The 24,402-nt window shown below is 60.9% G+C and carries 27 protein-coding genes and 1 riboswitch; of the genes, 15 read left to right on the top strand and 12 right to left on the bottom strand.

Annotated elements, in window-relative coordinates; genetic code table 11:
• Window positions 1–223: 223 nt before the first annotated feature.
• The 3 genes from EXW71_RS06355 (at window position 224) to arsH (ending at window position 1,893) form a co-directional block, all read left to right on the top strand.
• The gene (locus EXW71_RS06355; RefSeq protein WP_134657863.1) at window positions 224–571 is read left to right on the top strand and encodes a metalloregulator ArsR/SmtB family transcription factor; all 348 of its coding nucleotides are present in this window, start codon (window positions 224–226) and stop codon (window positions 569–571) included.
• A 137-nt stretch (window positions 572–708) separates the two neighbouring features.
• Window positions 709–1,179 (top strand): arsenate reductase ArsC, encoded by a 471-nt coding sequence (locus EXW71_RS06350; RefSeq protein ID WP_134656785.1) that lies wholly within the window; start codon window positions 709–711, stop codon window positions 1,177–1,179.
• Between the two features lie 12 nt (window positions 1,180–1,191).
• Window positions 1,192–1,893 carry an arsenical resistance protein ArsH gene (gene arsH, locus EXW71_RS06345; protein ID WP_134656784.1) on the top strand — a complete coding sequence of 234 codons (702 nt, stop codon included), beginning with the start codon at window positions 1,192–1,194 and terminating at the stop codon, window positions 1,891–1,893.
• Between the two features lie 61 nt (window positions 1,894–1,954).
• On the opposite strand, the gene EXW71_RS06340 is transcribed toward arsH, so the two are convergent.
• On the bottom strand, window positions 1,955–2,395 hold the full coding sequence (locus EXW71_RS06340; RefSeq protein ID WP_123717644.1) for a hotdog fold domain-containing protein: 441 nt from the start codon (window positions 2,393–2,395) through the stop codon (window positions 1,955–1,957).
• Between the two features lie 135 nt (window positions 2,396–2,530).
• On the opposite strand from EXW71_RS06340, the gene EXW71_RS06335 reads away from it, so the two are divergent.
• Together EXW71_RS06335 and EXW71_RS06330 are read left to right on the top strand one after the other, a co-directional pair.
• A complete protein-coding gene (locus EXW71_RS06335; RefSeq protein WP_134657862.1) occupies window positions 2,531–3,169 on the top strand; it encodes a TetR/AcrR family transcriptional regulator in 639 nt (212 codons plus the stop codon).
• A gap of 66 nt (window positions 3,170–3,235) precedes the next feature.
• Window positions 3,236–3,862, top strand: a complete 627-nt coding sequence (locus tag EXW71_RS06330; RefSeq protein ID WP_134656783.1) for a glutathione S-transferase family protein — start codon at window positions 3,236–3,238, stop codon at window positions 3,860–3,862.
• Window positions 3,863–4,038: 176 nt separating this feature from the next.
• Here the strand turns inward: EXW71_RS06330 and EXW71_RS06320 are convergent, their stop codons facing one another.
• Window positions 4,039–4,665: a LysE family translocator gene (locus EXW71_RS06320; RefSeq protein WP_134656782.1), complete on the bottom strand. Its 627-nt coding sequence runs from the start codon at window positions 4,663–4,665 to the stop codon at window positions 4,039–4,041.
• A gap of 127 nt (window positions 4,666–4,792) precedes the next feature.
• Between EXW71_RS06320 and EXW71_RS06315 the strand changes: the two genes are divergently transcribed.
• The gene (locus tag EXW71_RS06315; RefSeq protein WP_134656781.1) at window positions 4,793–5,527 is read left to right on the top strand and encodes a BPL-N domain-containing protein; all 735 of its coding nucleotides are present in this window, start codon (window positions 4,793–4,795) and stop codon (window positions 5,525–5,527) included.
• Window positions 5,528–5,580: 53 nt separating this feature from the next.
• On the opposite strand, the gene solA is transcribed toward EXW71_RS06315, so the two are convergent.
• From solA to EXW71_RS06300, 3 genes are all read right to left on the bottom strand, one after another.
• On the bottom strand, window positions 5,581–6,756 hold the full coding sequence (gene solA / locus EXW71_RS06310) for an N-methyl-L-tryptophan oxidase (RefSeq protein ID WP_134656780.1): 1,176 nt from the start codon (window positions 6,754–6,756) through the stop codon (window positions 5,581–5,583).
• Between the two features lie 210 nt (window positions 6,757–6,966).
• Window positions 6,967–7,359 carry a hypothetical protein gene (locus EXW71_RS06305; protein ID WP_134656779.1) on the bottom strand — a complete coding sequence of 131 codons (393 nt, stop codon included), beginning with the start codon at window positions 7,357–7,359 and terminating at the stop codon, window positions 6,967–6,969.
• 86 nt (window positions 7,360–7,445) lie between these two features.
• Window positions 7,446–7,826: a cupin domain-containing protein gene (locus tag EXW71_RS06300; protein ID WP_123717654.1), complete on the bottom strand. Its 381-nt coding sequence runs from the start codon at window positions 7,824–7,826 to the stop codon at window positions 7,446–7,448.
• Between the two features lie 306 nt (window positions 7,827–8,132).
• Between EXW71_RS06300 and EXW71_RS06295 the strand changes: the two genes are divergently transcribed.
• The 4 genes from EXW71_RS06295 (at window position 8,133) to EXW71_RS06280 (ending at window position 10,536) form a co-directional block, all read left to right on the top strand.
• Window positions 8,133–8,366, top strand: a complete 234-nt coding sequence (locus EXW71_RS06295; protein ID WP_123717655.1) for a hypothetical protein — start codon at window positions 8,133–8,135, stop codon at window positions 8,364–8,366.
• Between the two features lie 150 nt (window positions 8,367–8,516).
• The gene (locus tag EXW71_RS06290; protein ID WP_134656778.1) at window positions 8,517–9,080 is read left to right on the top strand and encodes a nucleotidyltransferase family protein; all 564 of its coding nucleotides are present in this window, start codon (window positions 8,517–8,519) and stop codon (window positions 9,078–9,080) included.
• A gap of 95 nt (window positions 9,081–9,175) precedes the next feature.
• Window positions 9,176–9,616, top strand: coding sequence for a TspO/MBR family protein (locus EXW71_RS06285; protein WP_134656777.1), 441 nt, complete (start codon window positions 9,176–9,178; stop codon window positions 9,614–9,616).
• Window positions 9,616–10,536 carry an alpha/beta hydrolase fold domain-containing protein gene (locus EXW71_RS06280; protein ID WP_134656776.1) on the top strand — a complete coding sequence of 307 codons (921 nt, stop codon included), beginning with the start codon at window positions 9,616–9,618 and terminating at the stop codon, window positions 10,534–10,536. The genes EXW71_RS06285 and EXW71_RS06280 overlap by 1 nt, the downstream gene beginning before the upstream one ends.
• A gap of 40 nt (window positions 10,537–10,576) precedes the next feature.
• On the opposite strand, the gene EXW71_RS06275 is transcribed toward EXW71_RS06280, so the two are convergent.
• From EXW71_RS06275 to EXW71_RS06260, 4 genes are all read right to left on the bottom strand, one after another.
• Entirely contained in the window at window positions 10,577–11,341 is a 765-nt protein-coding gene (locus EXW71_RS06275; protein ID WP_134656775.1) for an ABC transporter ATP-binding protein, read from the bottom strand.
• Window positions 11,338–12,342 (bottom strand): iron ABC transporter permease, encoded by a 1,005-nt coding sequence (locus EXW71_RS06270; protein WP_134656774.1) that lies wholly within the window; start codon window positions 12,340–12,342, stop codon window positions 11,338–11,340. The genes EXW71_RS06275 and EXW71_RS06270 overlap by 4 nt, the downstream gene beginning before the upstream one ends.
• Window positions 12,339–13,349, bottom strand: coding sequence for an ABC transporter substrate-binding protein (locus tag EXW71_RS06265; RefSeq protein ID WP_134656773.1), 1,011 nt, complete (start codon window positions 13,347–13,349; stop codon window positions 12,339–12,341). Before EXW71_RS06265 ends, EXW71_RS06270 begins: the two co-directional genes overlap by 4 nt.
• Window positions 13,350–13,464: 115 nt before the next feature.
• A riboswitch (cobalamin riboswitch) is annotated at window positions 13,465–13,660 on the bottom strand.
• Between the two features lie 36 nt (window positions 13,661–13,696).
• Window positions 13,697–14,641: a DNA/RNA non-specific endonuclease gene (locus tag EXW71_RS06260; protein WP_134656772.1), complete on the bottom strand. Its 945-nt coding sequence runs from the start codon at window positions 14,639–14,641 to the stop codon at window positions 13,697–13,699.
• 130 nt (window positions 14,642–14,771) lie between these two features.
• Here EXW71_RS06260 and EXW71_RS06255 point away from each other — a divergent pair, with 130 nt between their 5' ends.
• Both EXW71_RS06255 and EXW71_RS06250 read left to right on the top strand, forming a co-directional pair.
• Window positions 14,772–15,833 carry a M4 family metallopeptidase gene (locus EXW71_RS06255; protein WP_123717663.1) on the top strand — a complete coding sequence of 354 codons (1,062 nt, stop codon included), beginning with the start codon at window positions 14,772–14,774 and terminating at the stop codon, window positions 15,831–15,833.
• Window positions 15,834–15,847: 14 nt separating this feature from the next.
• The gene (locus EXW71_RS06250; protein ID WP_134656771.1) at window positions 15,848–16,153 is read left to right on the top strand and encodes a protealysin inhibitor emfourin; all 306 of its coding nucleotides are present in this window, start codon (window positions 15,848–15,850) and stop codon (window positions 16,151–16,153) included.
• A gap of 66 nt (window positions 16,154–16,219) precedes the next feature.
• Here EXW71_RS06250 and EXW71_RS06245 read toward each other — a convergent pair whose 3' ends face one another.
• Window positions 16,220–17,602, bottom strand: coding sequence for an aldehyde dehydrogenase family protein (locus EXW71_RS06245; RefSeq protein ID WP_123717665.1), 1,383 nt, complete (start codon window positions 17,600–17,602; stop codon window positions 16,220–16,222).
• A gap of 103 nt (window positions 17,603–17,705) precedes the next feature.
• Here EXW71_RS06245 and EXW71_RS06240 point away from each other — a divergent pair, with 103 nt between their 5' ends.
• Complete coding sequence (locus EXW71_RS06240) at window positions 17,706–18,578, top strand: LysR family transcriptional regulator (RefSeq protein WP_134656770.1); 873 nt, start codon at window positions 17,706–17,708, stop codon at window positions 18,576–18,578.
• Window positions 18,579–18,797: 219 nt separating this feature from the next.
• Here EXW71_RS06240 and EXW71_RS06235 read toward each other — a convergent pair whose 3' ends face one another.
• Together EXW71_RS06235 and EXW71_RS06230 are read right to left on the bottom strand one after the other, a co-directional pair.
• A complete protein-coding gene (locus tag EXW71_RS06235; RefSeq protein ID WP_123717667.1) occupies window positions 18,798–19,010 on the bottom strand; it encodes a hypothetical protein in 213 nt (70 codons plus the stop codon).
• A 113-nt stretch (window positions 19,011–19,123) separates the two neighbouring features.
• Complete coding sequence (locus tag EXW71_RS06230) at window positions 19,124–20,320, bottom strand: amino acid aminotransferase (RefSeq protein WP_134656769.1); 1,197 nt, start codon at window positions 20,318–20,320, stop codon at window positions 19,124–19,126.
• Between the two features lie 344 nt (window positions 20,321–20,664).
• Here EXW71_RS06230 and uvrB point away from each other — a divergent pair, with 344 nt between their 5' ends.
• Together uvrB and gltX are read left to right on the top strand one after the other, a co-directional pair.
• On the top strand, window positions 20,665–22,680 hold the full coding sequence (gene uvrB / locus EXW71_RS06225) for an excinuclease ABC subunit UvrB (protein ID WP_134656768.1): 2,016 nt from the start codon (window positions 20,665–20,667) through the stop codon (window positions 22,678–22,680).
• A 216-nt stretch (window positions 22,681–22,896) separates the two neighbouring features.
• Entirely contained in the window at window positions 22,897–24,378 is a 1,482-nt protein-coding gene (gltX, locus tag EXW71_RS06220; protein WP_123717669.1) for a glutamate--tRNA ligase, read from the top strand.
• The last annotated feature ends 24 nt before the right edge of the window (window positions 24,379–24,402 follow it).

Here is a 24,402-nt window from a genome sequence, read left to right as displayed (position 1 = left end):
GACGCAGGTCGGTGTGGGAGGGGGCTTGCGCCCGATAGGGGTGGATCAGTCGAAATATGAGTTGACTGACCCACTGCTATCGGGAGCAAGCCCCTTCCACGTTTTGTGCGGCAGTATGTCTGGCCAGGTTTGTCTTATGCCTTGCGAGTCATTCAGGATGAATGCTTGCGGTGCATATATGGATATGCGTATATTCGGCTATGCGTATTTACAGGTGCCCCCGATGATAGCCCCTCCCGATTTTTTCAAATGCATGGCCGACGAGACCCGTACCCGAGCGACGCTGCTGATTGCCAGCCAGGGCGAGCTTTGTGTCTGCGAGCTGATGTGTGCCATGGATGACAGTCAACCCAAGATCAGCCGGCACCTCGCACAGCTGCGCAGCAGTGGGTTGCTTCTGGACCGCCGACAGGGGCAATGGGTCTATTACCGCCTCAACCCGAATCTTCCTTCGTGGGTCAATGAGGTTTTACAGGTGACCCTTCGGGAAAATGCGGAGTGGCTCAAGATCAACTCTGCTCGTTTGCAGAACATGGGCGGACGTCCTGTCCGTGAAACTGCCTGCTGCTGAATTTATCGAGCGCATCTGATCTGGGGCGTACTTGTTGTTTTTACATTCATGCTTACGTAGCCAAAAGGCGTGGGCAGCACTGGGCGACTGCGCCCCAGAGCCTTTAAAGCCCGCATAGAGCGCGGCAGGAGCTAACCATGCGAGTTTTGTTTATGTGTACCGCCAACAGCTGCCGGAGCATTCTTTCCGAAGCGTTGTTCAACCATCTGGCACCGGCGGGCTTCGAAGCCGTGAGTTCCGGAAGTTTCCCCAAGGGGACGGTACTCCCCCGCAGTCTGACCACTCTGGAACGCGCCGGTATTTCGACCAAAGGACTTGGCAGCAAGGGCAATGATGCGTTCGAGGATTGCCCTCCGGATATCGTCATCACCGTCTGTGACAAGGCCGCGGGGGAATCCTGTCCAGTCTATTTTGGCGCGGCCATCAAGTCCCATTGGGGCCTTGCAGACCCCTCGGACGTTGAGGGTAATGAAGCGCAAATCGATGCCGCCTTCAGCGCGACGCTGGCTCGCATCGAGCAGCGTTGCCAGGCGTTTTTCAACATCCCTTTCGGTAGCATCACACGCGATGAAATCAAGCGAGAGCTTGACCGCATCGGCACCCTTTGAACAGGAGGACGCATGACAAACCCGCTGCCCAATCTTAATCCCGGATTGCTCGATTCCGCTGTGGCCACGGCGGCTTCTGGTGCCCACAAACCGCGTATTCTGCTTCTCTATGGATCAACCCGTAAGCGCTCCTTCAGCCGTCTCGTGGTGGAGGAATCCGCTCGCGTGCTGGAGTATCTCGGGGCTGAGACGCGGATCTTTAATCCCACCGGCTTACCGCTCCCGGACGATGCCCCCGTTGAGCATCCCAAGGTGCAGGAACTGCGGGATTTGATGCAATGGTCGGAGGGGCAGGTCTGGTGCTCCCCGGAACGCCATGGCGCGATGTCGAGTGTATTCAAAGCGCAGATTGACTGGATACCATTGGCGCTTGGTGCGGTTCGTCCCACGCAGGGCAAAACCCTCGCAGTGATGCAGGTGTGCGGTGGTTCCCAGTCATTCAACGTGGTCAACCAACTCCGCGTCCTTGGTCGCTGGATGCGTATGTTCACTATTGCGAACCAGTCGTCGGTGCCAAAGGCCTACATGGAATTCGACGACACCGACCGGATGAAACCCTCGCCTTACTACGACCGCATTGTCGATGTGATGGAGGAGTTGATGAAGTTCACGCTGTTACTGCGTGACCATCAGGATCACCTGGTCGACCGTTATTCAGAACGCAAGGAATCCGCGGAGCAGCTGTCATCCCGAGTCAATCAGCGATCCATCTGAGGCCGTCACGACGATTGAAATAAGCGTGGGCTCGGCAATCGCCGAGCCTGCCCCCATGACTTCAGGCGAGCTTCACGTTCATGGTGATCTTCGCGGTGAACACCTTCACTTCGCCCTCATCGAAAATATCCACCGGCACGATCTTGTCTCCTGCGGTCGACCAATCAATGCCACTGCCATCCGCCACCGCGCGAATGTTCGACTTGGCCTTTGCCAGGTATTCCACGGTCATGCCCTTGGGAATCCATTTGGCGCCTTGTGGGATCGACACGTCCGTCATCGTCCCTCCGGCCAATTCCGCCGCATTGCACAAGGCTATGGCATGAACGGAGGCCAGGTGGTTGGTGATTTCCTTGCGAAACGGCACGTTGACCACGGCATGCCCAGGGCGTAGTTCGGCAATTTCAGGGTTGATGGTGCTGAAGTAGGGCGCCACCTGGCAGGCCATTTGGCTGAACGCTGCGGGACCTGCGCTATTGAACAGGCTTAGAAACTGGCTCATGGGTAATCCTCTCGATAGATTTACAGAATAATATTCTGCAACGGAACAATATTCCGTAAATTCCAAGAGTGTCAAGCCATGCCTTCTCTAGCGGCCGCTGTACCTTTAGACTCCCCACATTTGGCGAGCCACTTCATGCACGCACCTGATCTGTTCGAGCGCACCTTTCCGGGCCGGCGCAGCGACCTCAAGCGCAGCATCCTGCGCGAGGCCCTGGCCAGCTTTAACGAAGTCGGTATTGAAGCGACGAATATCGAAACCATTCGCGCGCGGTGCGAGACCAGCGTGGGCGCCATCTACCACCATTTCGGCAACAAGGAAGGCATCGTCGCCGCGCTGTTTTTTGCCGCGCTTGAGGACCAGGCCGCATTGCGAGAGCGCTACCTGAAGCAGGCGCAAACCGCCCAGGCCGGCGTGGAAGCGCTGGTGCGCAGTTATGTGGAATGGGTGGACGCGCAACCCGAATGGGCGCGTTTTATGTTCCAGAGTCGTTTCGCCGTCGCCAACGGTCCGCACAAGGACGAACTGCTCTCCCGCAACAAACAGCGCAATCGGCAATTGACCGAGTGGATGAGCGACGAAAACCGCGCTGAGGCATTCAGCCATATCCCGGCAGAACTTTTGCTATCGCTTATCATCGGCTCGGCGGAAAGCTACGCCCGGGCCTGGTTGTCTGGTCGGGTCAAGCACAGCCCGAATCATTATGCTCAGTGGCTGGCGCAGGCCGCGTGGGCATCAATCAGCCAAACGCTTCCACAATCGGCAGAGATTTAATTGTCGGCACTCTCGGGCGTTGGCGTAGTCTCTTTCCAAGACCCCTTTGGCCCTTCGGAGCACACCATGATCACCGTCCACCACCTCAACAACTCACGCTCACAACGTATCCTGTGGCTGCTCGAAGAACTCGGCCTGCCCTATGAAATCAAGCGTTATCAGCGCGACCCGAAGACCAACCTCGCGCCGCCTGAGCTCAAGGCCATCCACCCGCTGGGCAAATCCCCTGTGATCGAAGATGGCGGCCAAGTGCTGATCGAATCCGCCGCCATCATCGACTACCTGATTCGCCGCCACGGCCAGGGCCGCCTGCAACCGGACCCTTCCAGCGCCACCTACGACAAGTACGTGCAATGGCTGCACTTCGCCGAAGGCTCGGCCATGCTTCCCTTGATGCTCAACCTTTACGTCGGCCGCCTCGGTGAGGCCGGTGCGCCTTTGCACCCGCGGATCGAATCGGAAGTGGCCAACTACCTGGGTTACCTGAACGACGTGCTGGCGGATAAATCGTACCTGCTGGGCGACGAACTGAGCGGTGCGGATATCCAGATGAGTTTCATCGGTGAAATCGCCAAGGCCCAGGGCAAGTTGCAGGCCTACCCGAACCTGGCGGCGTGGGTGGAAAAATTCCAGGCGCGGCCTGCGTATCGCAAGGCGCTGGAGCAGGGTGGGGAGTATGCGTTTGCCAAGTGAGGTGAACGAAGCGAGGCGGGTTGCTAACCATCCTAGCGCCGGAAAAGATACTCGCAAATACGCCTGACCGACCCGGCGATCAGCCGCACGCTGGGGTTGAGATCCCGGCGTGGGCGGACGCTGTCGCGCGTGGCGAAGTTGTTGTTTGACCGGCTGATGGCGGTAAAAAAGTAGCCTTATCGCTGCTGCAACGCCACTTTGATGCCCAGGCCCATAAACAGCGTGCCGATGATTTTGCCTTCCCAGCGTCGCAGTCTGGAAAGCCCCTTGATGCTTCGGCTCAAAGGGCGGATGGCGAGGGCGAGGAGGCTGGTGTATATCGCACTGAGCACCGAGAAAATCAGGCCCAGTACCGCGAACTGAACCAGCGATGAGCCGGATTCCGGGTGGACGAATTGCGGAAGGAACGCCAGGAAGAAAATCGCGGTTTTCGGGTTGAGCACCTCGGCGCCGACGGCCTGGAAAAACGCCTGGCGTGAGGTCACTGCGGGCAATGTCAGCCCCGACTGAGTGCCGGTTTTGGCCAGGAACGCACGCACGCCCAGGTAGATCAGGTAAGCCGCACCGACCCATTTCACCGCGTTGAACGCGCTGGCCGACGTCATCAAAATCGCCGACAGCCCCAGCGCTGCGCCCAGGGTATGCAGCAGATCGCCGCACGCCACACCCAGGCCGGTGGCGACCCCGACTCTGCGGCCGCCCTGCACGGTGCGGGTGATCACGAGCAACACGGACGGACCGGGGATCAGAAACAGGCCGATCACAACGGCGATATAAGTGATGAGGGAGGCGAGTTCCAACATGGCGGACGCTCTCGAAAACAAGGCACGACCCCCAGTTATCCTCATGTGAGCGGCTTTTACAACTGTTAACGGATTGAAGGGCGCAATCGCTATAGGCTTTGGGTTGTCCGTACAGGAGCCCTCGGCCATGAACCTGCGAGCTGTCGCCGCCACATTGTTTGCATTCGCGCTTTTGCTGCCCTCACCGGCCGAAGCTGCGACGCCCATCACCCATGTCGCCATCTACCGCGGCCCGGCGGGCTGTGATGACTGTTCCGAGAACGTGGCGAAGGCGCTGCACCGCCTCAACCCGGATTACCAGATTGATTACGTGGGCGCGGATGAGGCCATCGACATCACCCCACACACCCTGGCGCGCTACGACCTCTACGTGCAACCCGGCGGTGGCCAGGACATTCCCGATGCCCTGCGCAGCCTGGGCGATGCGCGCATCGAGGCGATTCGCGGTTACGTCGCCAACGGCGGACGCTACCTGGGGTTGTGCATGGGCGCGTACCTGGCGGATGACAGCAACCTCGGCCTGATCCCCCAGGACCTCGACGGCGAAGCCGGCCGGCCCGGCTTTGAAGTGCCCGGCATCGCCGACGCGGCCGTGCAGGTCACGTGGGAAGGCAAGCGCGACCACGTCTTCTTCCAGGACGGCCCTTACTTCCCCAAGGCCGACCCGAGCGCGCCCTACAAACCCATCGCGACCTACCGCAACGGTGATGTCGCGGCGGCGCGGTATACCTATGAGAAGGGCGTAGTAGTCCTGAGCGGCCCCCACCCGGAGGCAGGGCGCGAATGGTTCGAGAATGCCGACATCCCGTTGAGCAAAATGCCGCGTGGCGATCTCTTTGGGGCGTTGATACGTAACTTATAAGGATCAACGCCCCTGGGGGAGGTGGGCGTGCCCACTGGCACCCTGGCGTTGAGTCAGAACGTTTGCCCCTCGAAGCGCTGCAACGAAAACGACGACAGATCCAGCTCGCTCGTGCCCCGTATGCACCACTGCGCAAAGGCTTCGCCCAACGCCGCTGAATGCTTGAAGCCATGCCCCGAACACGGCGACACCACCAGGGTGTGCTGCAACGTCGGGTGCTTGTCGATGATGAAGTGGTGGTCGGGTGTCACGGTGTAGGCGCACACCGCCGACTTGACCACCTTGGCCGTCAGTCCGGCGATACGCCCCTGTACCTGTTGCGCGTACATCTCTCGCTCCTGCGCGGGCGAGACCGTGCGATCCAGCGTCTGCGGCGTGGAGGCGGTGTGGTACTGCGCCGTCGCCACTTTCAAGCTGCCTTCGCCTGGCAACGCCGGGAAACCGTAGTTGATATGACTCTCGCCCGGACCATGCGTGAGGATGAAGGTCGGTGAGGCCCCCACCAGCGCTGCGCCCGGTTCCAGCTCGAACCAGAACAGCTGTTGCCGATACACCTTGAGCAGCCGGTCAAATGGCGCCCCCAGCAAATCACCCGCCCAGTTGCCTGCGCTCACTACCAGCTTGCCGGCCTGCAAGGTGCGCTGGTCGGTGGTCACCGTCACGCCGTGTTCATCCGAGCTGATGTGCGTCACCGTCTCGCCTGTGTACAGCGTCGCGCCCTGTTGTTCGGCCAGGCGCAGTTGCACCTCGATGCAGCGCTCGGGCCGTACGAAACCGCCACCCGGTTCGTAGTAGCCGATGGCGCTGTCGGCCACGTGGGCGAATTGAGGAAAACGTTGGCGAATCTGCGGGGCATCCAATATCTGGTGTTCGATACCGTAGGTCTGCGCCAGGCCAATGGTGCGCAAGGTGAAGTCGGTTTCATCGCCGGGGTCGAAATCTTCACGGGAGGTCAGCACCAGCAACCCCGACTGCTCGAACAACGACTCGCCCGAGCGTGCTTCCAGCTCTCGCCAGATCCGGTGCGAATTGCGCACGATGGGCACGTACTGTGCGCCTTCACCCACCGACAGCCGCGTAATCCGCGTGTCGCCATGGCTTGAACCCAGCGTGTGGGGCGGGTGATGACGGTCGATACCCGCGACCTTTACACCGGCTTTGGCCAGTTGGTACACGGTGGCGGCACCCATGGCACCCAGGCCGATGACCAGCGATTCATATCGTTCCAAGGTTGATACTCGCGTGAGAGGCTGGGTTGAGAAGCGACACGTTAACGCACCACGCCCAGCGCCGTGAACTCATTCACATAGCGCGTCTGGCTCGACGTCGATTCCAGCGTCACGGCGAGGCCCATTGCAAGGCAGCGGCGAGAACGACGGCGGGTGCGGGCGACTTCATTGCGCGGGATTTGCGTACCGCGGCGGCAGGATGGGCATTATCTAGGGATCAGTCCGTGGGCTCTCGCGCTTGTCAGTGCGCGTCCGGGCCAGCCGTAGACGCCAATCGCCGCCATGCTCCTGGAGACAAGCTTCTTCAGAATCAAAGCGCACACAGCGGTCCAGCTGCACGGCAGGGGCCTCGGCCTCGTGCAGCGCAGCGGCAGTCAACTCGCGCATGCGCTGGTCGACGCCGCTGGCCAGGGCGTGATCCTTGCTGGCGCGCGTGTCGAATACCCAAGTGATGCGCAGGCTTTGCGCAAACGCATCGTAATTGACGGTATGCGTCAGCCACTCAAAACCCGGGATCTCGACTTTGGCGGTTTCGCAGGCATCGGTGAGTGTGGCGACAAGGCGGCGCTCGATGCGGCTGGCGTCGCGTTTGCTCAAGGGCATAAAGGCTTCCCAAAAAGGCTTAATGGTCGTATTTCAGTTGCGCATCATCCCAGCATTTCGCGCAGCAGCAACCGCCAGCACCGGCTTCAGATCCAGCGGTCATTCACGGCCGTGCGTTCTCCGCCTTCATGCCCGGTATTCAGGATGCCCCGAGGTTCGATCATCATCAGCTTGGCTTCCCCCTCGGCCGCCGTCCTGTGCTCTACCCCCCGGGGCACTACATACAACTCACCCGCTGCCACGTACACGGGGCCTTCGGGAAGGTCGATACGCAGCGTCCCCTCCAGCACCAGAAACGCCTCGTCGGTTTCCGGGTGCGAATGCCAAATGAACTCCCCCTCGATACGTACCACCTTGAACTGGTAGTCGTTCATCTCGGCCACCACCCGCGGACTCCACTGCTCATCGATGAGCGAAGCCTTATGGACGAGATTGACGGGGTGTGCCGAATGCTGTGCCTGCGCCATGGTGGATCCTCCAGTAGTAAGAGGCATCACGGTATCGAAAGCACGATCAGCCGGCTTGAACGATCCTGCACGCTCACGGCGTCAGCAATTACCGCCCCATTGCACAACGTGCTCTCGTCCCATGGCACACGCGTGCCGTTGACTTTCCAGGGGATCAAACGCAAAGGAATGTAGCCACTGGTCGAGGATCATTATCTTCAATTGACCGAGTGGAAATGTGCCCACCTTTCTGCCGAAACAGGTCTACCATGCCACCCCGGCAGTGGTTCCACGCGCTACCGATTTCTCTCTTGCAAGGTATCGCCCATGTCTATCGATCAGATTTCCCTCCCTAAAGGCGTAGGTCCCCACGCTACCAAGCTTTTCGACGCTATCACCGGCGCTTCCACCCAGGAAGAACTCAACCGTGCCGGCGGCAAGGCCGAAGGTTTTGTGCTGGGCCTCGAGGCTACCAAAGCGATAAAAAGCCAGATCGCCGAGTCGCTCTATGTGATTTACGATGATGCGGCAACTCATCGTGCGGGGGAGTTGAAGGGCTGATTTTCAGCGGTCAACGCAGATTTCAGGATGAAATGCTTATGCTAAAAGTTGTCGCCGCGTTACTGCTGCTCATTGCCCCGTTCAATATGCGGATATCCATCCTGGGGGCAACTGAAGGTAGCCGTCTGGTTTTGTAGCAAAGGAGTGCACATGACATTAACCGCCGAAACCCTGCTCGACCTGGCCATGGCCAACCCTATCAACGCCGAAATCACTGCGCGCCTGCCTGACCTCGGGGTGGACCAGTGCTTCCTTACGGCGGGCTGCCTGTTCCAGGCGGTGTGGAACCACCAGTCGAATTGGCCTGCTGATCAGGGCGTGAAGGACTACGACGTCTTCTACTTCGATACGGACCTGTCCTACGAGGCTGAGGACAGGGTGATCCGTTCGGCCGAGGTGCTGTTCCAGGATTTGGGCGTAAACGTCGAGGTGAAGAACCAGGCGCGGGTTCACCTTTGGTACGGTCAGCGGTTCGGCCGGCCTTATCCGCAGTTGCACACGGCCAAGCAGGGGATTGATCGTTACCTGGTGGCGGGCACGTGTATCAGCCTGGAGATTGCGACGGGCGAGGTGTATGCGCCCTATGGTCTGGAGGATGTGGAGCAGGGGGTGCTGCGCATCAACCCCGTGCATCCGGAGCGGGAGTTGTTTGCGCGCAAGGCCGGTAGTTATCAGGCACGGTGGCCTTGGTTGAGGATTGTGGAGCCGGCCTAGCGTGAGTGTGGCGGTAATGCTTGCACGATACTGGCAGTGAACTTTTACCGGTGTGCGGCACGTCCAAGCATGAAATGCTCAGCCAAGGACCGACCATGACCTTTTTCATCTTCCTGCTTGCCTGCGTCGCCGCTGCCAGTACCGGCCTGCTCTTCAAGCCAGGCGCCTGGTATGAATCCCTCGTCAAACCCAGCTTCACGCCACCCAATTGGCTGTTCCCGGTGGCGTGGACCATCATCTATCTCTTGCTGGCCTGGGCCGGTTATCGCCTCAGCCTCATCCCCGGCAGCCAAGTGGTGCTGGCCTTGTGGGCGGCACAGATTGCGTTGAATACGTTGTGGACGCCGGTGTTCTTCGGCGCCCATCGCATTCTTGCCGGGATGGTGATTATCGCGGTGCTGTGGGTGACCGTGGCGGCGATGGTGGTGTTGGCCGTGCGCCTGGACCTGATCACCGGTTTGATGCTGTTCCCTTATCTGGCCTGGCTGTGTGTGGCGGCGGCGCTGAACTTCTCGATCCTGCGGAATAATCGTTGATGGCCCATAAACTGTGGCCCGCCAGTGAGCCTGAACTGGCCGAGATGCGCCGTTTCAACCAGAAACTCGCCTGGATGCCACGCTTTAAAATCCGCAACCGGGTCACACCACGTTTGATTCAAGCGTTGTTGCGGGCGGGGCAAAAGATCAAAAAGGCGCCACCGGCGCAATGTACAACTGTCGACTCAGTGCCCGTGCGTATCCTGCGTCCGAGTGTTCAGCCCAAGGGAGTGGTGCTGGATATCCACGGCGGCGGCTGGGTGATCGGCAATGCGCAGATGGATGACGACCTCAACCTGGGCATGGTCAACGCCTGCGACGTGGCGGTGGTGTCGGTGGATTATCGGCTGGCGATCGACACGCCCGTCGAAGGGCTGATGGATGACTGCCTGGCGGCCGCCCGCTGGCTGCTTACCACCGATGAGTTTGCCGGCTTGCCGGTGATTGTCGTCGGCGAATCGGCTGGCGGTCATTTGGCCGCGGCGACCTTGCTCGCATTGAAGCAGTGGCCGCAGTTGCTCCAGCGGGTGAGCGGGGCGGTGTTGTATTACGGCGTTTATGACCTGGCCGGCGCACCAAGCGTGCGCGCGGCAGGAGCGGACACCTTGTTGCTCGATGGGCCGGGCATGGTCGAGGCGCTGCGCATGTTGACCCCGGGCTTGAGCGATGAGCAGCGTCGGCAGCCGCCGTTGTCACCCCTCTATGGCGACTTCGACGGCTTGCCGCCGGCGTTGATGTTCGTGGGGGAACTGGACCCGCTGAAAGATGACACGCTGTTGATCGCTGAGCGCTGGCCGAGGGCTGAGGCGCATCTGTTGCCGGAGGCGGCCCATGGGGTTATTCATTTTCCCGTGAGCATGGCGCGGGGCGTGCTCGGTTACGCTCGGCAATGGATAGTGAACCGGATAGGTAACGCCTGATCATTCGGCAGCGCCACCGCTGCCGATGATGTTTTGTCAGTCAATGTGGGCGTAGCCGCAGTATCTGTGCCCCATCAAACGGGTCTGTCAGGTAATGCGCCTGTACGCCGAAGGTGTCTTGCAAGCGTTGTGGCGTCAGCACGTCCAGCGGCTTGCCCAGCGCTACCAGGCGCCCGCGGTCCAGCACGGCCAGGCGATCACAGGTCAGCGCCTGGTTCAGGTCATGGAGGGCAATCAGCGTGGTCACCGGCAGCGCTTGCACACCTTTCAAAATGCTCAGTTGATGCTGGATGTCCAGGTGGTTGGTGGGTTCATCCAACAACAGAATCTGCGGGCGCTGTGCCAGGGCGCGGGCGATGTGTACGCGTTGGCGTTCACCGCCCGAGAGACTGCGCCAGGCACGCTGGCCAAGATGGGTGGCGTCCACGTCGTGCAGCGCCTGGTTGACGATGGCGTGATCTTCACTCGACCATGGGCTCAGTGCCGACAGCCACGGCGTGCGCCCGAGGGCCACGGCGTCGAACACGCGGATCGCGTCGTCGGTATCGGCCTGTTGCTCCACCACTGCCAGCTGTTGTGCGATGGCGCGGCGCGACAGTTCATTCAGGCGTTGACCGCCCAAGCGTACTTCGCCGCTGGCCGGTGTGCGCAGACCGGCAAGCAGTTTGAGCAAGGTGGATTTGCCGGAGCCGTTCGGCCCGACGATGCCCAGGGTTTCGCCCAACTGAACGTCAAGATGAATGCCGTGCAGTAACTCGGCATCACGCACCTTGAAGCCCAGGTCTTTGCAGCTCAGCACACTCATCGCGCATTTCTCCGACCGATCAGGATCAGCGCAAACACCGGTGCACCGACCAGTGCCGTGACCACGCCCACCGGGATCACCTGGCCTTTGATCAAGGTCCGCGACAGCACGTCGGCGGCGATCAGAAACAGCGCGCCACCCAGCGCACTGGCCGGCAACAAGCGCGAGTGCCCGGTGCCGAGCAACAGGCGTACGGCGTGGGGAATCACCAGCCCGACAAAGCCGATGGAGCCGACAATCGACACCATCACTGCCGTGACCAGCGCCGCACAGCCCACCAGCACAAACTGCACGCGACGCACCGGGATGCCGAGGGACGCCGCCGAATCGGTGCCGAAGGTAAACGCATCCAGTGCGCGGCGATGCCACAGGCAAACCGCCAGACCCAGAACTGCCACAGGCACTGCCAGCCATACCGAGGGCCAACGTACGCCACTGAGGTTACCCAGCAACCAGAACAGGATGCCCCGGGCCTGTTCGGAACTGGCCGATTTGGTGATCAGGAAGGCGGTGAGGGCATTGAACAGCTGCGAACCGGCAATGCCCGCGAGGATGATCTGCCCGGTACCGGTGGCCGAACCGCTGGCGCGCGCCAGCAGGATCACCAGGGCAAACGCGGCCATGGCGCCGACAAATGCACCCGCCGACAGTGAAATCAAGCCACCGCCCACGCCGATCAGGGCCACCAGGACTGCACCGGTCGAGGCGCCGGCGCTGATGCCCAGCAGGTACGGATCGGCCAACGGGTTACGCAGCAAGGACTGTAAAATCACTCCGCAAGTCGCCAGCCCCGCACCACAGGCGGCAGCGACCAGGGCGCGGGTCAAGCGGTAGTTCCACACCACGCCTTCATCGATCGGGTCCAGTACGTAGCCGGCCGCCCACAGTTTGTTGGCGAGCACCTGCAACACCACCTGCGGTTCGATGGCGGTTTCACCGATGGCCACGCCGGCGAGGATCGCGAGCAGGAGCAGGATGAGGGCGAGCAAGGTGCGGATCATTTCGGCAGGTCGTAGCCGTCGATGGCGCCGGCCAATTGTTCCAGGCCATCGAACGTGCGCAGGCTGGCCTGCAGGGCCAGGGCATCAATAATGATGATGCGGTTGTTTTTCACCGCGTCCATGTTACGGGTCACTGGGTCGCTGCGCAGGAAGGCGAGCTTCTTTTCATGATCGTCGGCCGGGTAGCGGCGGCGGTCCATGCGTGCGATCACCAGGAAGGTCGGGTTGGCCTTGGCAATGGTTTCCCAGCCGACCGCGGGCCACTCTTCATCGGACTGCACCACGTTGGACAGGCCCAGGGTTTCCAGCATGAACTGCGGAACGCCCTTGTGACCGGCCACGTAGGGATCGCTGGCCATCTCGGCGCTGGAGAACCACACCAAGGCGCTGGCCTGTTTGAGGGCCTTGCTTTGTGCAGTGGCGACGGATTTGGCCAGGCGCGCCTTGAGCTCATCGTTCAGCTGTTGGCCACGCGCCTGTACGTCGAAGATTTCGGCGAGTTGGCTGATGCTCTTATAAATGGTCTCGATGCGGAACGGCTCCAGCCGTGTACCGTCGGCGCCCACCAGGTTGTCCTTGCCTTCGCAGTCGGAGGGCAGCAGGTAGGTGGGGATCTTCAGTTCATGGAATTGCTCGCGGGTGCCGACCACGCCTTGCGGGCCGACCACCCATTCCAGTTCGGCGGCCACCAGTTGCGGGCGTTTGGCGATCACGGCTTCGAAGCTCGGCTCGTTGTTAGCCAGGCGCTCGATGCGATCGTTCTGTGCCTTGTACTGCGCCAATACGCTGTTGAACCACAGCGAGGTGCCCACCACTTTATCGCCCACGCCCAAGGCATACAGCATTTCGGTGGCGGCCTGGCCGATGGTCACGCTGCGCGCAGGCGCTTGCTGAAAGGTGAGGGTGCTGCCGCAGTTTTGCACCGTCAGCGGGTAGTGGGTGGGCGCGGCGTGGGCCAGGGCACAGAAGCCAATGCCGGTGAGCAGGGCGGTAACGCGTGGCAGCATGGGGCGATCTCCGAGTGAACCGTACGTGGAACTGGGGAGGCACGGTTCGGAAATACACCCTCGAGCGCCGTGGAAGCGCCAGGCAAGAATGTCCTTCCCGGACACCCCGCCGGTTAGTGATTGAGCTTGGGCCGGCAGGTCTCCTGACTGATGCGTCGTCGCCACGCCCCGGCCTTCCCGGACGAGGTCCAGTGGCATCAAGGAGCAGGCTCAGCACCTACAGTTGCGGGGGCAGTTCCGATTGACGCGGGTATACCGCGCTTCGGATTCCCTATTAGTCCCGTTTGGGAACCGGCGCGGTATGGTAGTTGATTAGAGCGAGGCGAAATAGCCCAAGGCGTGCCCGCTCAGAGACGAATGTCCTCAGGACCCTGGATCAGCGCTTCGATCCGCGTGCCGGTGGCGCGCTCTTCGTTGCTGAAACCGTCGTAGTCGGCCAGGTTGGCGAAGCGGATGCCGGTCAGGCGCTCTATCTGGGCCACGCTGCGCTGGTAGGTCCGGAGTTGGCCGAACACCAGGTCGAGCTGACCCAGTTCGCGGGTCTGGTCGATCATGTAGGCGCTGGCTGAGGGCTTGCCGTCGTCGCTGAGGTAGGCGACCACTTTCCAGAAGGCCTTGGGGATCTGAACACCCCGGTACATACGGTCGTCGTCGGCATACACCGGGCCGGTAAACACCGTGGCCCTGGCCTTCCAGCGTTGTGTGTTGTCCAGAATGTAGTCTTCGAGTTCCAGCCAGGTCTTCTGATTGAACCCGCTCATCTGCGGCGAGCAATTGGTGAAATGAAAGGTGTCGAGGTTGGCGGTTTGCGCCACGTCACCCCAATTGGGGTCTTGTCGACGGACCAGGTGGCCGCGATCGAGGCCATTATTGGCGTAGAGCGCTTCGCCCACCTGTGCATCAATGGGCAGGCGGCCGTCGTAGGCCCAAGTATCGTTGCTGCGAACAATGTCTACGTGCTGGCCGCCGTCGATGTTAACCCCGACATAAAGCGCGAGCCGCTTTGAGCGTGACATCGTTATCGAGAAATGCGTGTAGTCCAGCCGCTGGTCGCCACTTTCCAGCGTCTGTACGTCACTGGCGAGGGCTTCCACCACCGTGGGCCAGGGCACGATGAAGCTGCCGAGAAAATCTTCAGCGTAGCCGTGCCGGTCCTTCAGGTCGTTGGCGGAGGTCACGCGGGGCGTCGCCGCCCGCGCCTCCAGTAGCGTGGGGTTCGGCGCGATCAACGGGCGCAGGTCGGCGAGCCGTGGGCGGTACGAAAGGTCGATCTTGGCTTTACGTGCGGGCATCGGTAAGTCCTCCATGGATAAACACGACTGCAACATAGGTTAATGACAATTGATGACACGCGTTAACCCCTGGGAGCTATCCTGAAACGGCTACCCGGACGTTCACCACACGCCAACAAGGAGCCAGTCAATGTGTGATCACTCTGTGCGTAACCCTATTTTTTGCTTGATTCCCCCCTATATGCTCGACCAGATCGCCCGCAACGGTGACAAGGCGCAGCGGGATGTCGCGCTGCGTACCCGCGCCAAAGACAGCACATTCCGCTCGCTGCGCATGGTCGCGGTGCCCGCTAAAGGGCCGGCACGCCTGGCCTTGGCCATGGGGGCAGAGAAACAGCGTTCGATCTACAGCGCCGAGGGCACCGACAGCCTGCCAGGAAAGCTGATCCGTGGCGAAGGGCAGCCCGTGAGTGGTGATGCGGCGGTGGACGAAGCCTATGATGGCCTGGGCGCCACCTTCGATTTTTTCGACCAGGTCTTCGACCGCAACTCCATCGATGATGCCGGCATGGCGTTGGACGCTACCGTTCATTTTGGCCAGAACTATAACAATGCGTTCTGGAACTCGACCCAGATGGTGTTTGGTGATGGGGATGGCCAGTTGTTCAACCGGTTCACGGTGGCTCTTGACGTGATTGGCCATGAGTTGGCCCATGGCGTCACCGAGGACGAGGCCAAGTTGATGTATTTCAATCAATCCGGGGCATTGAATGAGTCGTTGTCGGACGTGTTCGGCTCACTGATCAAGCAATACGCGTTGAAGCAAAAGGCCGAAGACGCCGATTGGTTGATCGGCAAAGGGCTGTTCACTAAAAAGATCAAAGGCACTGCACTGCGCTCGATGAAAGCGCCCGGCACCGCCTTTGACGACAAATTGTTGGGTAAGGACCCTCAACCCGGACACATGGATGATTTTGTTCAGACCTACGAGGACAATGGTGGGGTGCATATCAATTCCGGCATTCCCAACCATGCGTTCTATCAGGTGGCGACAAGGTTGGGTGGGTTCGCCTGGGAGCGGGCGGGGCGCATCTGGTACGACGCGTTGCGTGATGCGCGGCTGCGGCCTAATTCGGGGTTCCTGCGCTTTGCGCGCATTACTTATGATGTCGCGGGCCGCCTCTACGGCGCGAACAAGGATGAGCAGAAGGCGGTCAAGGAGGGCTGGAAAGCAGTCGGTATTTCTGTCTGATGTGAGGAGTGGCCATGCAAATTTCGATCAAGGAAAACGGCGGGCCTGGTTTTTTCCCAGGCCTGGCCAAACCGTGCACGGTGGAACTGGACACGTTGCCTGAGCAGGACCAGCAGGAATTGCGGCAGTTGATCGAGGCCTCAGACTTCTTTCAGTTGCCGCAAAACACCGCACCTGCGCCCGGCAACCCGGGCCAGGTGCATTACACCCTGACTGTGACCGAGGGCCAGCGCGAACACACGGTCTGCGTGCTGGCGCCGGTGAAGTCCCAGGCGCTGGATGGGCTGGTGCAGTGCGTGCGTCGGCATATCCGCAGTTGAGGCTGTTTCAGGTGCGCCTGTGCAGCCCAACGCGAACAGGCTCCCTCGCCACCGGTAGGGCTGGGTTTACTTGCGATCCAGCCATACCGTCTGCGCGTTGCAGAATTCCCGCACGCCGAAGTGCGACAACTCGCGTCCGAAACCACTCTTTTTCACACCACCAAACGCCACCCGAGGGTCGGAGACGCTGAACGCGTTGACGAAGATGCCGCCGGTTTCCAGCTGATTGGCGATATCGCGTGCCTTTGCCGCATCGGTGGTGAAGATGCTCGCGGTCAGGCCGAATTCACTGTCGTTGGCCAGAGCCACCGCGTGGTCGGCATCGCGGGCGGTGATGATCGAGGCCACGGGGCCGAACAGTTCCTGTTTGAATGAGGTCATCTGGTCGGTGACGTTCGCCAATACGGTCGGCTCATAGTAGTTGCCTGCACCGGCGACTTTGTTACCGCCCAGCAGCAGGGTCGCGCCTTCTTCCAGGGTGGCCTGCACCTGGCCGTGCAACTCGTCGCGCAGGTCAAAGCGTGCCATCGGGCCGACGTAGGTATGGGGCGAGGTCGGATCGCCCATCACCAGTTTGCGACTGGCTTCGACGAATTTGGTAGTAAAAGCTTCTACTACGCCTTCTTCGATGATCAGGCGCTTGGCGGCGGCGCAGACTTGGCCGCTGTTCTGGAAGCGGCCAATCACGGCGGCCTGCACGGCGGCGTCGAGGTCGGCGTCGTTGAGTACGATGAACGGGTCGGAGCCGCCCAGTTCCAGCACGCATTTTTTCAGTGCCGCACCTGCCTGGGAGCCGATGGCGATACCGGCCCGCACGCTGCCGGTGAGGGTCACGGCGGCGATGCGAGGATCGGCGATGGCCTTGGATACACCGGCGTTCGTCACGTTGACCACTTCAAAAATGCCTTCGGCGAAGCCGGCTTTCTGCAACGCTTGCTGGATCAGGTAGGCACTGCCCATGACGTTCGGCGCGTGTTTGAGCACATAGGTGTTGCCGGCCAGCAAGGTCGGTACGGCGCCACGCAGTACCTGCCACACCGGGAAGTTCCACGGCATCACGGCGAAGATCGGGCCCAATGGGCGGTATTCGATCTGGGCGCTGCCGTTGTCGACGAGGGTCGGTTCCGGGGCGAGCATGGCGGGGCCGTGGGCCGCGTACCATTGGCTGAGCTGGGCGCATTTTTCGATTTCAGCACGCGCCTGGGCGATGGGTTTGCCCATTTCCAAGGTGATCATTTGCGCCATGGCTTCGGCTTGTTCGCGCAGGGCCGCCGCCAGTGCCAGCAGCAACTCGGCACGCTGGCTGACCGGCTGGCGGCGCCAGGTACGAAAAGCGTTGGTGGAGCGGTCGAGGGCGGCGTCCAGTTGCTGTTCGGTTTCGTAGGGATAGCTGCCGACCGTCTCGCCATTGGCCGGGTTGATCGAGAGGGCGTGGGTCGTCGCGTTCATGGCACCGTCCTGCTGAATGAGTGGGATGGGTTCAGCGTACGGGGCTGTACGTTTTCTGGAAACTGAATAATATTAAGCAATACGTTCACGTTTGGAGAAAGATTTGGATCTCGTGCAGCTGGAAATCTTCAAGGCCGTTGCCGAGCAGGGCAGCATCAGCGCCGCCGCGCAGTTGATTCACCGCGTACCGTCGAACCTGACCACGCGCATCAAGCAACTGGAGCAGGACCTGGGCGTCGAGTTGTTTATCCGTGAGAAAAGCCGTCTGCGCCTGTCACCGGCCGGTTGGAATTTCCTCGGCTATGCGCGGCGCATTCTCGACTTGGTCCAGGAGGCCCGGGCGACCGTAGCGGGAGAGGAGCCCCAGGGCACGTTTGCCCTCGGATCGCTGGAAAGTACGGCGGCGGTGCGTATCCCGGCGTTGCTGGCGGCGTACAACCAGAAACACACCAAGGTCGAGCTGGACCTGAGCACCGGGCCGTCGGGCACGATGATCGAGGGGGTGTTGTCGGGCCGGCTGACCGCGGCATTTGTCGACGGGCCGGTATTGCACGCCACGCTGGAAGGCGTGCCGGTGTTCGAGGAGGAGATGGTGGTGATTGCGCCGCTGCACCACGCGCCGATCAACCGGGGGCGGGATGTGAACGGGGAGAGCATCTACACGTTTCGCTCGAACTGCTCCTACCGGCATCACTTCGAGCGCTGGTTCTCCCAGGATGGCGCGGTGCCGGGCAAGATCTTCGAGATCGAGTCTTACCACGGCATGCTCGCTTGCGTGAGCGCCGGGGCCGGCCTGGCATTGATGCCGCGTAGCATGCTGGAAAGCATGCCGGGGTCTGCGGCGGTGAGTGTATGGCCATTGGCGGACAACTTCCGCATTTTGCACACGTGGTTGATCTGGCGCAGGGGCACGGTGTCGCAGAGTTTGAACAGCTTCGTAAGACTGCTGGAAGAGCGCGGGCTAGAAATTTTATAGATCAATGTGGGAGCCACTGATGCCAGTCAGTTAAGCGATAGAGCGGACAACGAGTAACCTGGGAGCTTGCCTGTGGCGAGGGAGCTTGCTCCCGTTGGACTGCGTAGCAGGCCCAGCCTTTTCAAGCCCCAAGCTGGGACCGCTTCGCGACCCCGCCGGAGCAAGCTCCCTCGCCACAATAACTATGCTCTTCCTTAACTGACTGGCACTTCGATTTCATCAGCCGCCGAACTGCAGCGTGCCCATGGCCAGCTTTGCCATCAGCGCCGTGGCGCCCAGTTGCACCAACCACAATGCCAGCCCACCCAAAAACACCCCCAGCGCTACTTGCAGTACGAGGCTCTTCTGCTGCTTGGCGCGCGGTGTGCGCGGTGGGGTGTAGTCGTCCAGTTCATCGCGATCTGCGCGCAGGTCCAAGTCATCGTTTCTCATGGGGCTCTCACAGCAAAGGGGCAGTTGGGTTCAGTCTAGGAGCTGGATACGAAAGAGGGGAAGCCATTGGCTTCCCCTCTTTTTCAACGGCTGCTCATGCAACGGCTGCAGGCTTACAGCACCTGAACGATTGCCTTTGTGACCGCGTCAATGTTCGACTGGTTCAACGCCGCCACACAGATGCGCCCGGTGTCCAGCGCGTAGATGCCAAACTCGTTGCGCAGGCGGGTGACTTGCTCAACGGTCAGGCCGGAGTAGGAGAACATCCCGCGCTGGCGACCAACGAAGCTGAAGTCATGGCCTGGAGCAGCCTTGGCCAGGTCGGCGACCATCTGCTCACGCATGCCACGGATGCGCAGGCGCATTTCGCCCAATTCGGCTTCCCACTGGGCGCGCAGTTCCGGGTTGTTCAGCACCGCTGCCACGATGGCTGCGCCGTGGGTCGGCGGGTTGGAGTAGTTGGTGCGGATCACGCGCTTGACCTGGGACAGGATGCGCGCGCTTTCTTCCCTGGACTCACCAACAATCGACAGCGCGCCTACGCGTTCGCCGTACAGGGAGAACGATTTGGAGAACGAGCTGGACACAAAGAAGGTCAGGCCCGACTCGGCAAACAGGCGCACCGCCGCGGCATCTTCGTGGATACCGTCGCCAAAGCCCTGGTAGGCCATGTCGAGGAACGGCACCAGGTTTTTGGCCTTGACCACGTCCAGCACGTTCTGCCAGTCGGCCGGGCTCAGGTCGACACCGGTCGGGTTGTGGCAGCAGGCGTGCAGTACCACGATCGACTGTGGCGGCAGGGCGTTGAGGTCTTCCAGCAGGCCGGCGCGGTTCACATCGTGGGTGGCGGCGTCGTAGTAGCGGTAGTTCTGCACCGGGAAACCGGCGGTTTCGAACAGGGCACGGTGGTTTTCCCAGCTTGGGTCGCTGATGGCGACGACGGCGTTGGGCAGCAATTGCTTGAGGAAGTCGGCGCCGATCTTCAGGGCGCCGGTGCCGCCGACGGCCTGTACGGTGACCACACGGCCGGCGCTCAGCAGCGCGGATTCTGCGCCGAACAGCAGGGTTTGTACGGCTTTGTCATAAGCTGCGATGCCATCGATAGGCAAGTAGCCGCGGGCGGCGTGTTGCGCCACGCGAATGGCTTCCGCTTCGGCAACGGCACGCAAGAGTGGAATCTTCCCCTCCTCGTTGCAGTAAACGCCCACGCCAAGGTTGACCTTGGTGGTTCGTGTATCGGCGTTGAATGCTTCGTTGAGGCCCAGGATAGGATCGCGTGGTGCCATTTCGACAGCGGAGAACAGGCTCATTTTTGCGGCAGCTCTATGGGGGAAGGGAGGGACGTGTCGCGCTCCAGCCGAAGGCACTAGAGCGGTGCACAAACGGGGAGCTAGTATAGAGGCCATCACCGCTTGAGGCGACAACCGAAACGGCTTTTCGGCCAAGTTTTTCGGTTTATTTGTTGACCGTTAGTCTTATTGCAACATTGATTCTGGAGGGCAGGTAGGGCGATTGCCTTGAAACCCGTCACATTCGCCACCAGTTCTATGGCTATCATGGTCTTTTCCTACTACCCGCACTGAATCTTCGCGGATGGTGGTCTATTTCGTCCTCGACGGGTTTACAGTCTGGGGGTGACTTCACGAGGTACGTTATGTCGGATTTCCAACTCGTCACCCGCTTTGAACCCGCCGGCGATCAGCCGGAAGCCATTCGCCAGATGGTCGAGGGTATCGAGGCCGGCCTGGCGCACCAGACGCTGCTCGGGGTAACCGGTTCGGGCAAGACGTTCAGCATCGCCAACGTAATCGCCCAGATCAACCGTCCGACCTTGGTGCTGGCGCCCAACAAGACCCTGGCCGCGCAACTGTACGGCGAGTTCAAGGCGTTCTTCCCGAACAATGCGGTGGAGTACTTCGTTTCCTACTACGACTACTACCAGCCCGAAGCCTACGTGCCGTCGTCCGACACCTTCATTGAGAAGGATGCGTCGATCAACGACCACATCGAACAGATGCGGTTGTCGGCGACCAAGGCTTTGCTGGAGCGCAAGGACGCGATCATCGTTACGACGGTGTCGTGCATCTACGGCTTGGGCAGCCCGGAAACCTATCTGAAGATGGTGCTGCACGTCGACCGCGGCGACAAACTCGACCAGCGCGAACTGCTACGCCGCCTGGCCAGCTTGCAGTACACCCGTAACGACATGGACTTTGCCCGCGCCACCTTTCGCGTGCGCGGCGATGTGATCGACATCTACCCGGCCGAATCCGACCTGGAAGCGATCCGCATCGAGCTGTTTGACGATGAAGTCGAGAGCCTGTCGGCTTTCGACCCGTTGACCGGCGAGGTGATCCGCAAGCTGCCGCGTTTCACCTTTTATCCGAAGAGCCACTACGTGACCCCGCGTGAAACCCTGATGGGCGCCGTCGAGGGTATCAAGGTGGAGCTGGCTGAGCGCCTGGAGTACCTGCGCGCCAATAACAAGCTGGTGGAGGCCCAGCGCCTGGAGCAGCGCACCCGCTTCGACCTGGAGATGATCCTGGAGCTGGGTTACTGCAACGGTATCGAAAACTACTCGCGCTACCTGTCGGGCCGCGAATCCGGTGCACCGCCGCCGACCCTCTACGATTACCTGCCGCCAGACGCTTTGCTGGTGATCGATGAGTCCCACGTCAGCGTGCCGCAGGTGGGCGCCATGTATAAGGGCGACCGTTCGCGTAAAGAAACGTTGGTGGAGTATGGGTTCCGCTTGCCTTCGGCGCTGGATAACCGGCCGATGCGCTTTGATGAATGGGAGGCCATCAGCCCGCAGACCATCTTTGTATCCGCTACGCCGGGCAACTACGAGGCCGAGCATGCCGGCCGCGTGGTCGAACAGGTGGTCAGGCCAACGGGCCTGGTTGACCCGCAGGTGGAAATCCGTCCGGCATTGACCCAGGTGGACGACCTGCTGTCGGAAATCGGCAAGCGCGTGGCCCTGGAAGAGCGGGTGCTGGTGACCACGTTGACCAAGCGCATGGCCGAAGACCTGACCGACTACCTGGCTGACCACGGCGTGCGCGTGCGCTACCTGCACTCGGACATCGACACCGTGGAGCGCGTGGAAATCATCCGTGACCTGCGCCTGGGCACCTTTGATGTGCTGGTGGGCATCAACCTGCTGCGTGAAGGCCTGGATATGCCGGAAGTGTCGCTGGTGGCGATCCTGGATGCCGACAAGGAGGGCTTCCTGCGTTCGGAGCGCTCGTTGATACAGACCATCGGCCGCGCCGCGCGTAACCTCAATGGCCGTGCGATCCTTTACGCCGACCGCATCACCGGCTCCATGGAGCGGGCGATTGGCGAGACCGAGCGTCGTCGCGACAAGCAGATAGCCTTCAACCTGGCCAACGGCATTACGCCCAAGGGTGTGTTCAAGGACGTCGCGGACATCATGGAAGGCGCCACTGTGCCCGGCTCGCGCAGCAAGAAGCGCAAGGGTATGGCCAAGGCTGCCGAGGAAAGCGCCAAGTACGAGAGCGAACTGCGTTCACCGAGTGAGATCACCAAGCGTATCCGGCAGTTGGAAGAGAAGATGTACCAACTGGCGCGGGATCTGGAGTTCGAGGCGGCGGCGCAGACGCGGGATGAGATCGGCAAGTTGCGTGAGCGGTTGCTGGCGGTTTGAGGTGATGTGACCGTGCAGACCTCTTCGCGAGCAAGTCCGCCCCTGCATTCCACCGCATTCTCATGTCGGAATCGATCAGATGCAGGGGCCGGCCTGCTCGCGAGTGCAGGCGCCTCGGTCTAGCAGATTCACCCACGCTGGAGCCCAACCACCCCAGGCTGTTACCATTCGCCCCTTGTTTCAATTTTCAGTTTTATCGCCCATTCGAGACCTGCCATGACCACCGTCCGCACGCGCATTGCGCCATCGCCTACTGGGGATCCCCACGTCGGCACTGCTTACATCGCCTTGTTCAACTACTGCTTTGCCAAGCAGCACGGTGGTGAATTCATCCTGCGGATCGAAGACACCGACCAACTGCGTTCGACCCGTGAGTCGGAACAGCAGATTTTCGACGCCCTGCGCTGGTTGGGCATTACCTGGGCGGAAGGCCCGGACGTCGGCGGCCCGCATGGTCCGTATCGCCAGAGCGAGCGTAGCGACATCTACAAGCAGTACACCCAGCAGTTGGTCGACATGGGGCATGCTTTCCCATGCTTCTGCACTGCCGAGGAGCTGGACCAGATGCGTGCCGAGCAAATGGCACGTGGCGAAACCCCGCGCTACGACGGCCGCGCGCTGTTGTTGTCGAAGGAAGAAGTGGCTCGGCGCCTGGCCGCTGGCGAGCCGCACGTCATTCGTATGAAAGTGCCGAGCGAAGGCGTGTGCGTGGTGCCGGACATGCTGCGCGGTGACGTCGAGATCCCGTGGGACCGTATGGACATGCAGGTGCTGATGAAGACCGACGGCTTGCCGACGTACTTCCTGGCCAACGTGGTCGACGATCACCTGATGGGCATCACCCACGTGTTGCGTGGTGAAGAATGGCTGCCGTCGGCGCCGAAGCTGATCCTGCTCTACGAATATTTCGGCTGGGAACAACCGCAGCTGTGCTATATGCCGCTGCTGCGTAACCCGGACAAGAGCAAGTTGTCCAAACGCAAGAATCCGACATCGGTGACGTTTTACGAGCGCATGGGCTTCATGCCGGAGGCGATGCTCAACTATCTGGGTCGCATGGGCTGGTCGATGCCGGACGAGCGTGAGAAGTTCTCGCTGCAGGAAATGGTCGACAACTTCGACCTGTCCCGCGTATCCCTGGGTGGGCCCATCTTCGATATCGAGAAACTGTCGTGGCTCAATGGCCAGTGGCTGCGTGATCTGCCGGTGGAAGAGTTCGCCAGCCGTGTGCAGCAATGGGCGTTGAATCCCGAGTACATGATGAAGATCGCACCGTTGGTGCAGGGCAGGGTGGAGACGTTCAGCCAGGTTGCACCGCTGGCCAGCTTCTTCTTTGCCGGTGGCGTAAGCCCGGATGCCAAGCTGTTCGAGTCCAAGAAGCTCTCGGGCGATCAGGTTCGCCAGTTGATGCAACTGATCTTGTGGAAGCTCGAAAGCCTGCGTCAGTGGGAGAAAGATGCGATTACCGCGACGATCCAGGCCGTGGTTGAATCCCTCGAGCTGAAATTGCGTGATGCCATGCCGCTGATGTTTGCCGCGATCACCGGGCAGGCCAGTTCGGTGTCGGTACTCGATGCGATGGAAATCCTTGGCCCGGACCTCACGCGTTTCCGTCTGCGCCAAGCTCTTGATTTGCTTGGTGGTGTGTCGAAGAAAGAAAACAAAGAGTGGGAAAAGCTGCTGGGCGCTATTGCTTAAGCAGGCTGTTGTAACGACGAAACC

It is taken from the genome of Pseudomonas sp. BCA17, assembly GCF_004519405.1.
Classification (GTDB): domain Bacteria; phylum Pseudomonadota; class Gammaproteobacteria; order Pseudomonadales; family Pseudomonadaceae; genus Aquipseudomonas.
Note: the sequence above shows the minus strand (reverse complement) of the source record. Positions and strands in the feature narration are given on the sequence as shown.

What these genes read in the sequence shown, in the direction of transcription:
- EXW71_RS06355 (WP_134657863.1), top strand. Translation starts at nt 224, where the DNA reads ATGATAGCCCCTCCCGATTTTTTCAAATGCATGGCCGACGAGACCCGT.
- EXW71_RS06350 (WP_134656785.1), top strand. Translation starts at nt 709, where the DNA reads ATGCGAGTTTTGTTTATGTGTACCGCCAACAGCTGCCGGAGCATTCTT.
- arsH (WP_134656784.1), top strand. Translation starts at nt 1,192, where the DNA reads ATGACAAACCCGCTGCCCAATCTTAATCCCGGATTGCTCGATTCCGCT.
- EXW71_RS06340 (WP_123717644.1), bottom strand. Translation starts at nt 2,395, where the DNA reads ATGAGCCAGTTTCTAAGCCTGTTCAATAGCGCAGGTCCCGCAGCGTTC.
- EXW71_RS06335 (WP_134657862.1), top strand. Translation starts at nt 2,531, where the DNA reads ATGCACGCACCTGATCTGTTCGAGCGCACCTTTCCGGGCCGGCGCAGC.
- EXW71_RS06330 (WP_134656783.1), top strand. Translation starts at nt 3,236, where the DNA reads ATGATCACCGTCCACCACCTCAACAACTCACGCTCACAACGTATCCTG.
- EXW71_RS06320 (WP_134656782.1), bottom strand. Translation starts at nt 4,665, where the DNA reads ATGTTGGAACTCGCCTCCCTCATCACTTATATCGCCGTTGTGATCGGC.
- EXW71_RS06315 (WP_134656781.1), top strand. Translation starts at nt 4,793, where the DNA reads ATGAACCTGCGAGCTGTCGCCGCCACATTGTTTGCATTCGCGCTTTTG.
- EXW71_RS06305 (WP_134656779.1), bottom strand. Translation starts at nt 7,359, where the DNA reads ATGCCCTTGAGCAAACGCGACGCCAGCCGCATCGAGCGCCGCCTTGTC.
- EXW71_RS06300 (WP_123717654.1), bottom strand. Translation starts at nt 7,826, where the DNA reads ATGGCGCAGGCACAGCATTCGGCACACCCCGTCAATCTCGTCCATAAG.
- EXW71_RS06295 (WP_123717655.1), top strand. Translation starts at nt 8,133, where the DNA reads ATGTCTATCGATCAGATTTCCCTCCCTAAAGGCGTAGGTCCCCACGCT.
- EXW71_RS06290 (WP_134656778.1), top strand. Translation starts at nt 8,517, where the DNA reads ATGACATTAACCGCCGAAACCCTGCTCGACCTGGCCATGGCCAACCCT.
- EXW71_RS06285 (WP_134656777.1), top strand. Translation starts at nt 9,176, where the DNA reads ATGACCTTTTTCATCTTCCTGCTTGCCTGCGTCGCCGCTGCCAGTACC.
- EXW71_RS06280 (WP_134656776.1), top strand. Translation starts at nt 9,616, where the DNA reads ATGGCCCATAAACTGTGGCCCGCCAGTGAGCCTGAACTGGCCGAGATG.
- EXW71_RS06275 (WP_134656775.1), bottom strand. Translation starts at nt 11,341, where the DNA reads ATGAGTGTGCTGAGCTGCAAAGACCTGGGCTTCAAGGTGCGTGATGCC.
- EXW71_RS06270 (WP_134656774.1), bottom strand. Translation starts at nt 12,342, where the DNA reads ATGATCCGCACCTTGCTCGCCCTCATCCTGCTCCTGCTCGCGATCCTC.
- EXW71_RS06265 (WP_134656773.1), bottom strand. Translation starts at nt 13,349, where the DNA reads ATGCTGCCACGCGTTACCGCCCTGCTCACCGGCATTGGCTTCTGTGCC.
- EXW71_RS06260 (WP_134656772.1), bottom strand. Translation starts at nt 14,641, where the DNA reads ATGCCCGCACGTAAAGCCAAGATCGACCTTTCGTACCGCCCACGGCTC.
- EXW71_RS06255 (WP_123717663.1), top strand. Translation starts at nt 14,772, where the DNA reads ATGTGTGATCACTCTGTGCGTAACCCTATTTTTTGCTTGATTCCCCCC.
- EXW71_RS06250 (WP_134656771.1), top strand. Translation starts at nt 15,848, where the DNA reads ATGCAAATTTCGATCAAGGAAAACGGCGGGCCTGGTTTTTTCCCAGGC.
- EXW71_RS06245 (WP_123717665.1), bottom strand. Translation starts at nt 17,602, where the DNA reads ATGAACGCGACGACCCACGCCCTCTCGATCAACCCGGCCAATGGCGAG.
- EXW71_RS06235 (WP_123717667.1), bottom strand. Translation starts at nt 19,010, where the DNA reads ATGAGAAACGATGACTTGGACCTGCGCGCAGATCGCGATGAACTGGAC.
- EXW71_RS06230 (WP_134656769.1), bottom strand. Translation starts at nt 20,320, where the DNA reads ATGAGCCTGTTCTCCGCTGTCGAAATGGCACCACGCGATCCTATCCTG.
- uvrB (WP_134656768.1), top strand. Translation starts at nt 20,665, where the DNA reads ATGTCGGATTTCCAACTCGTCACCCGCTTTGAACCCGCCGGCGATCAG.
- gltX (WP_123717669.1), top strand. Translation starts at nt 22,897, where the DNA reads ATGACCACCGTCCGCACGCGCATTGCGCCATCGCCTACTGGGGATCCC.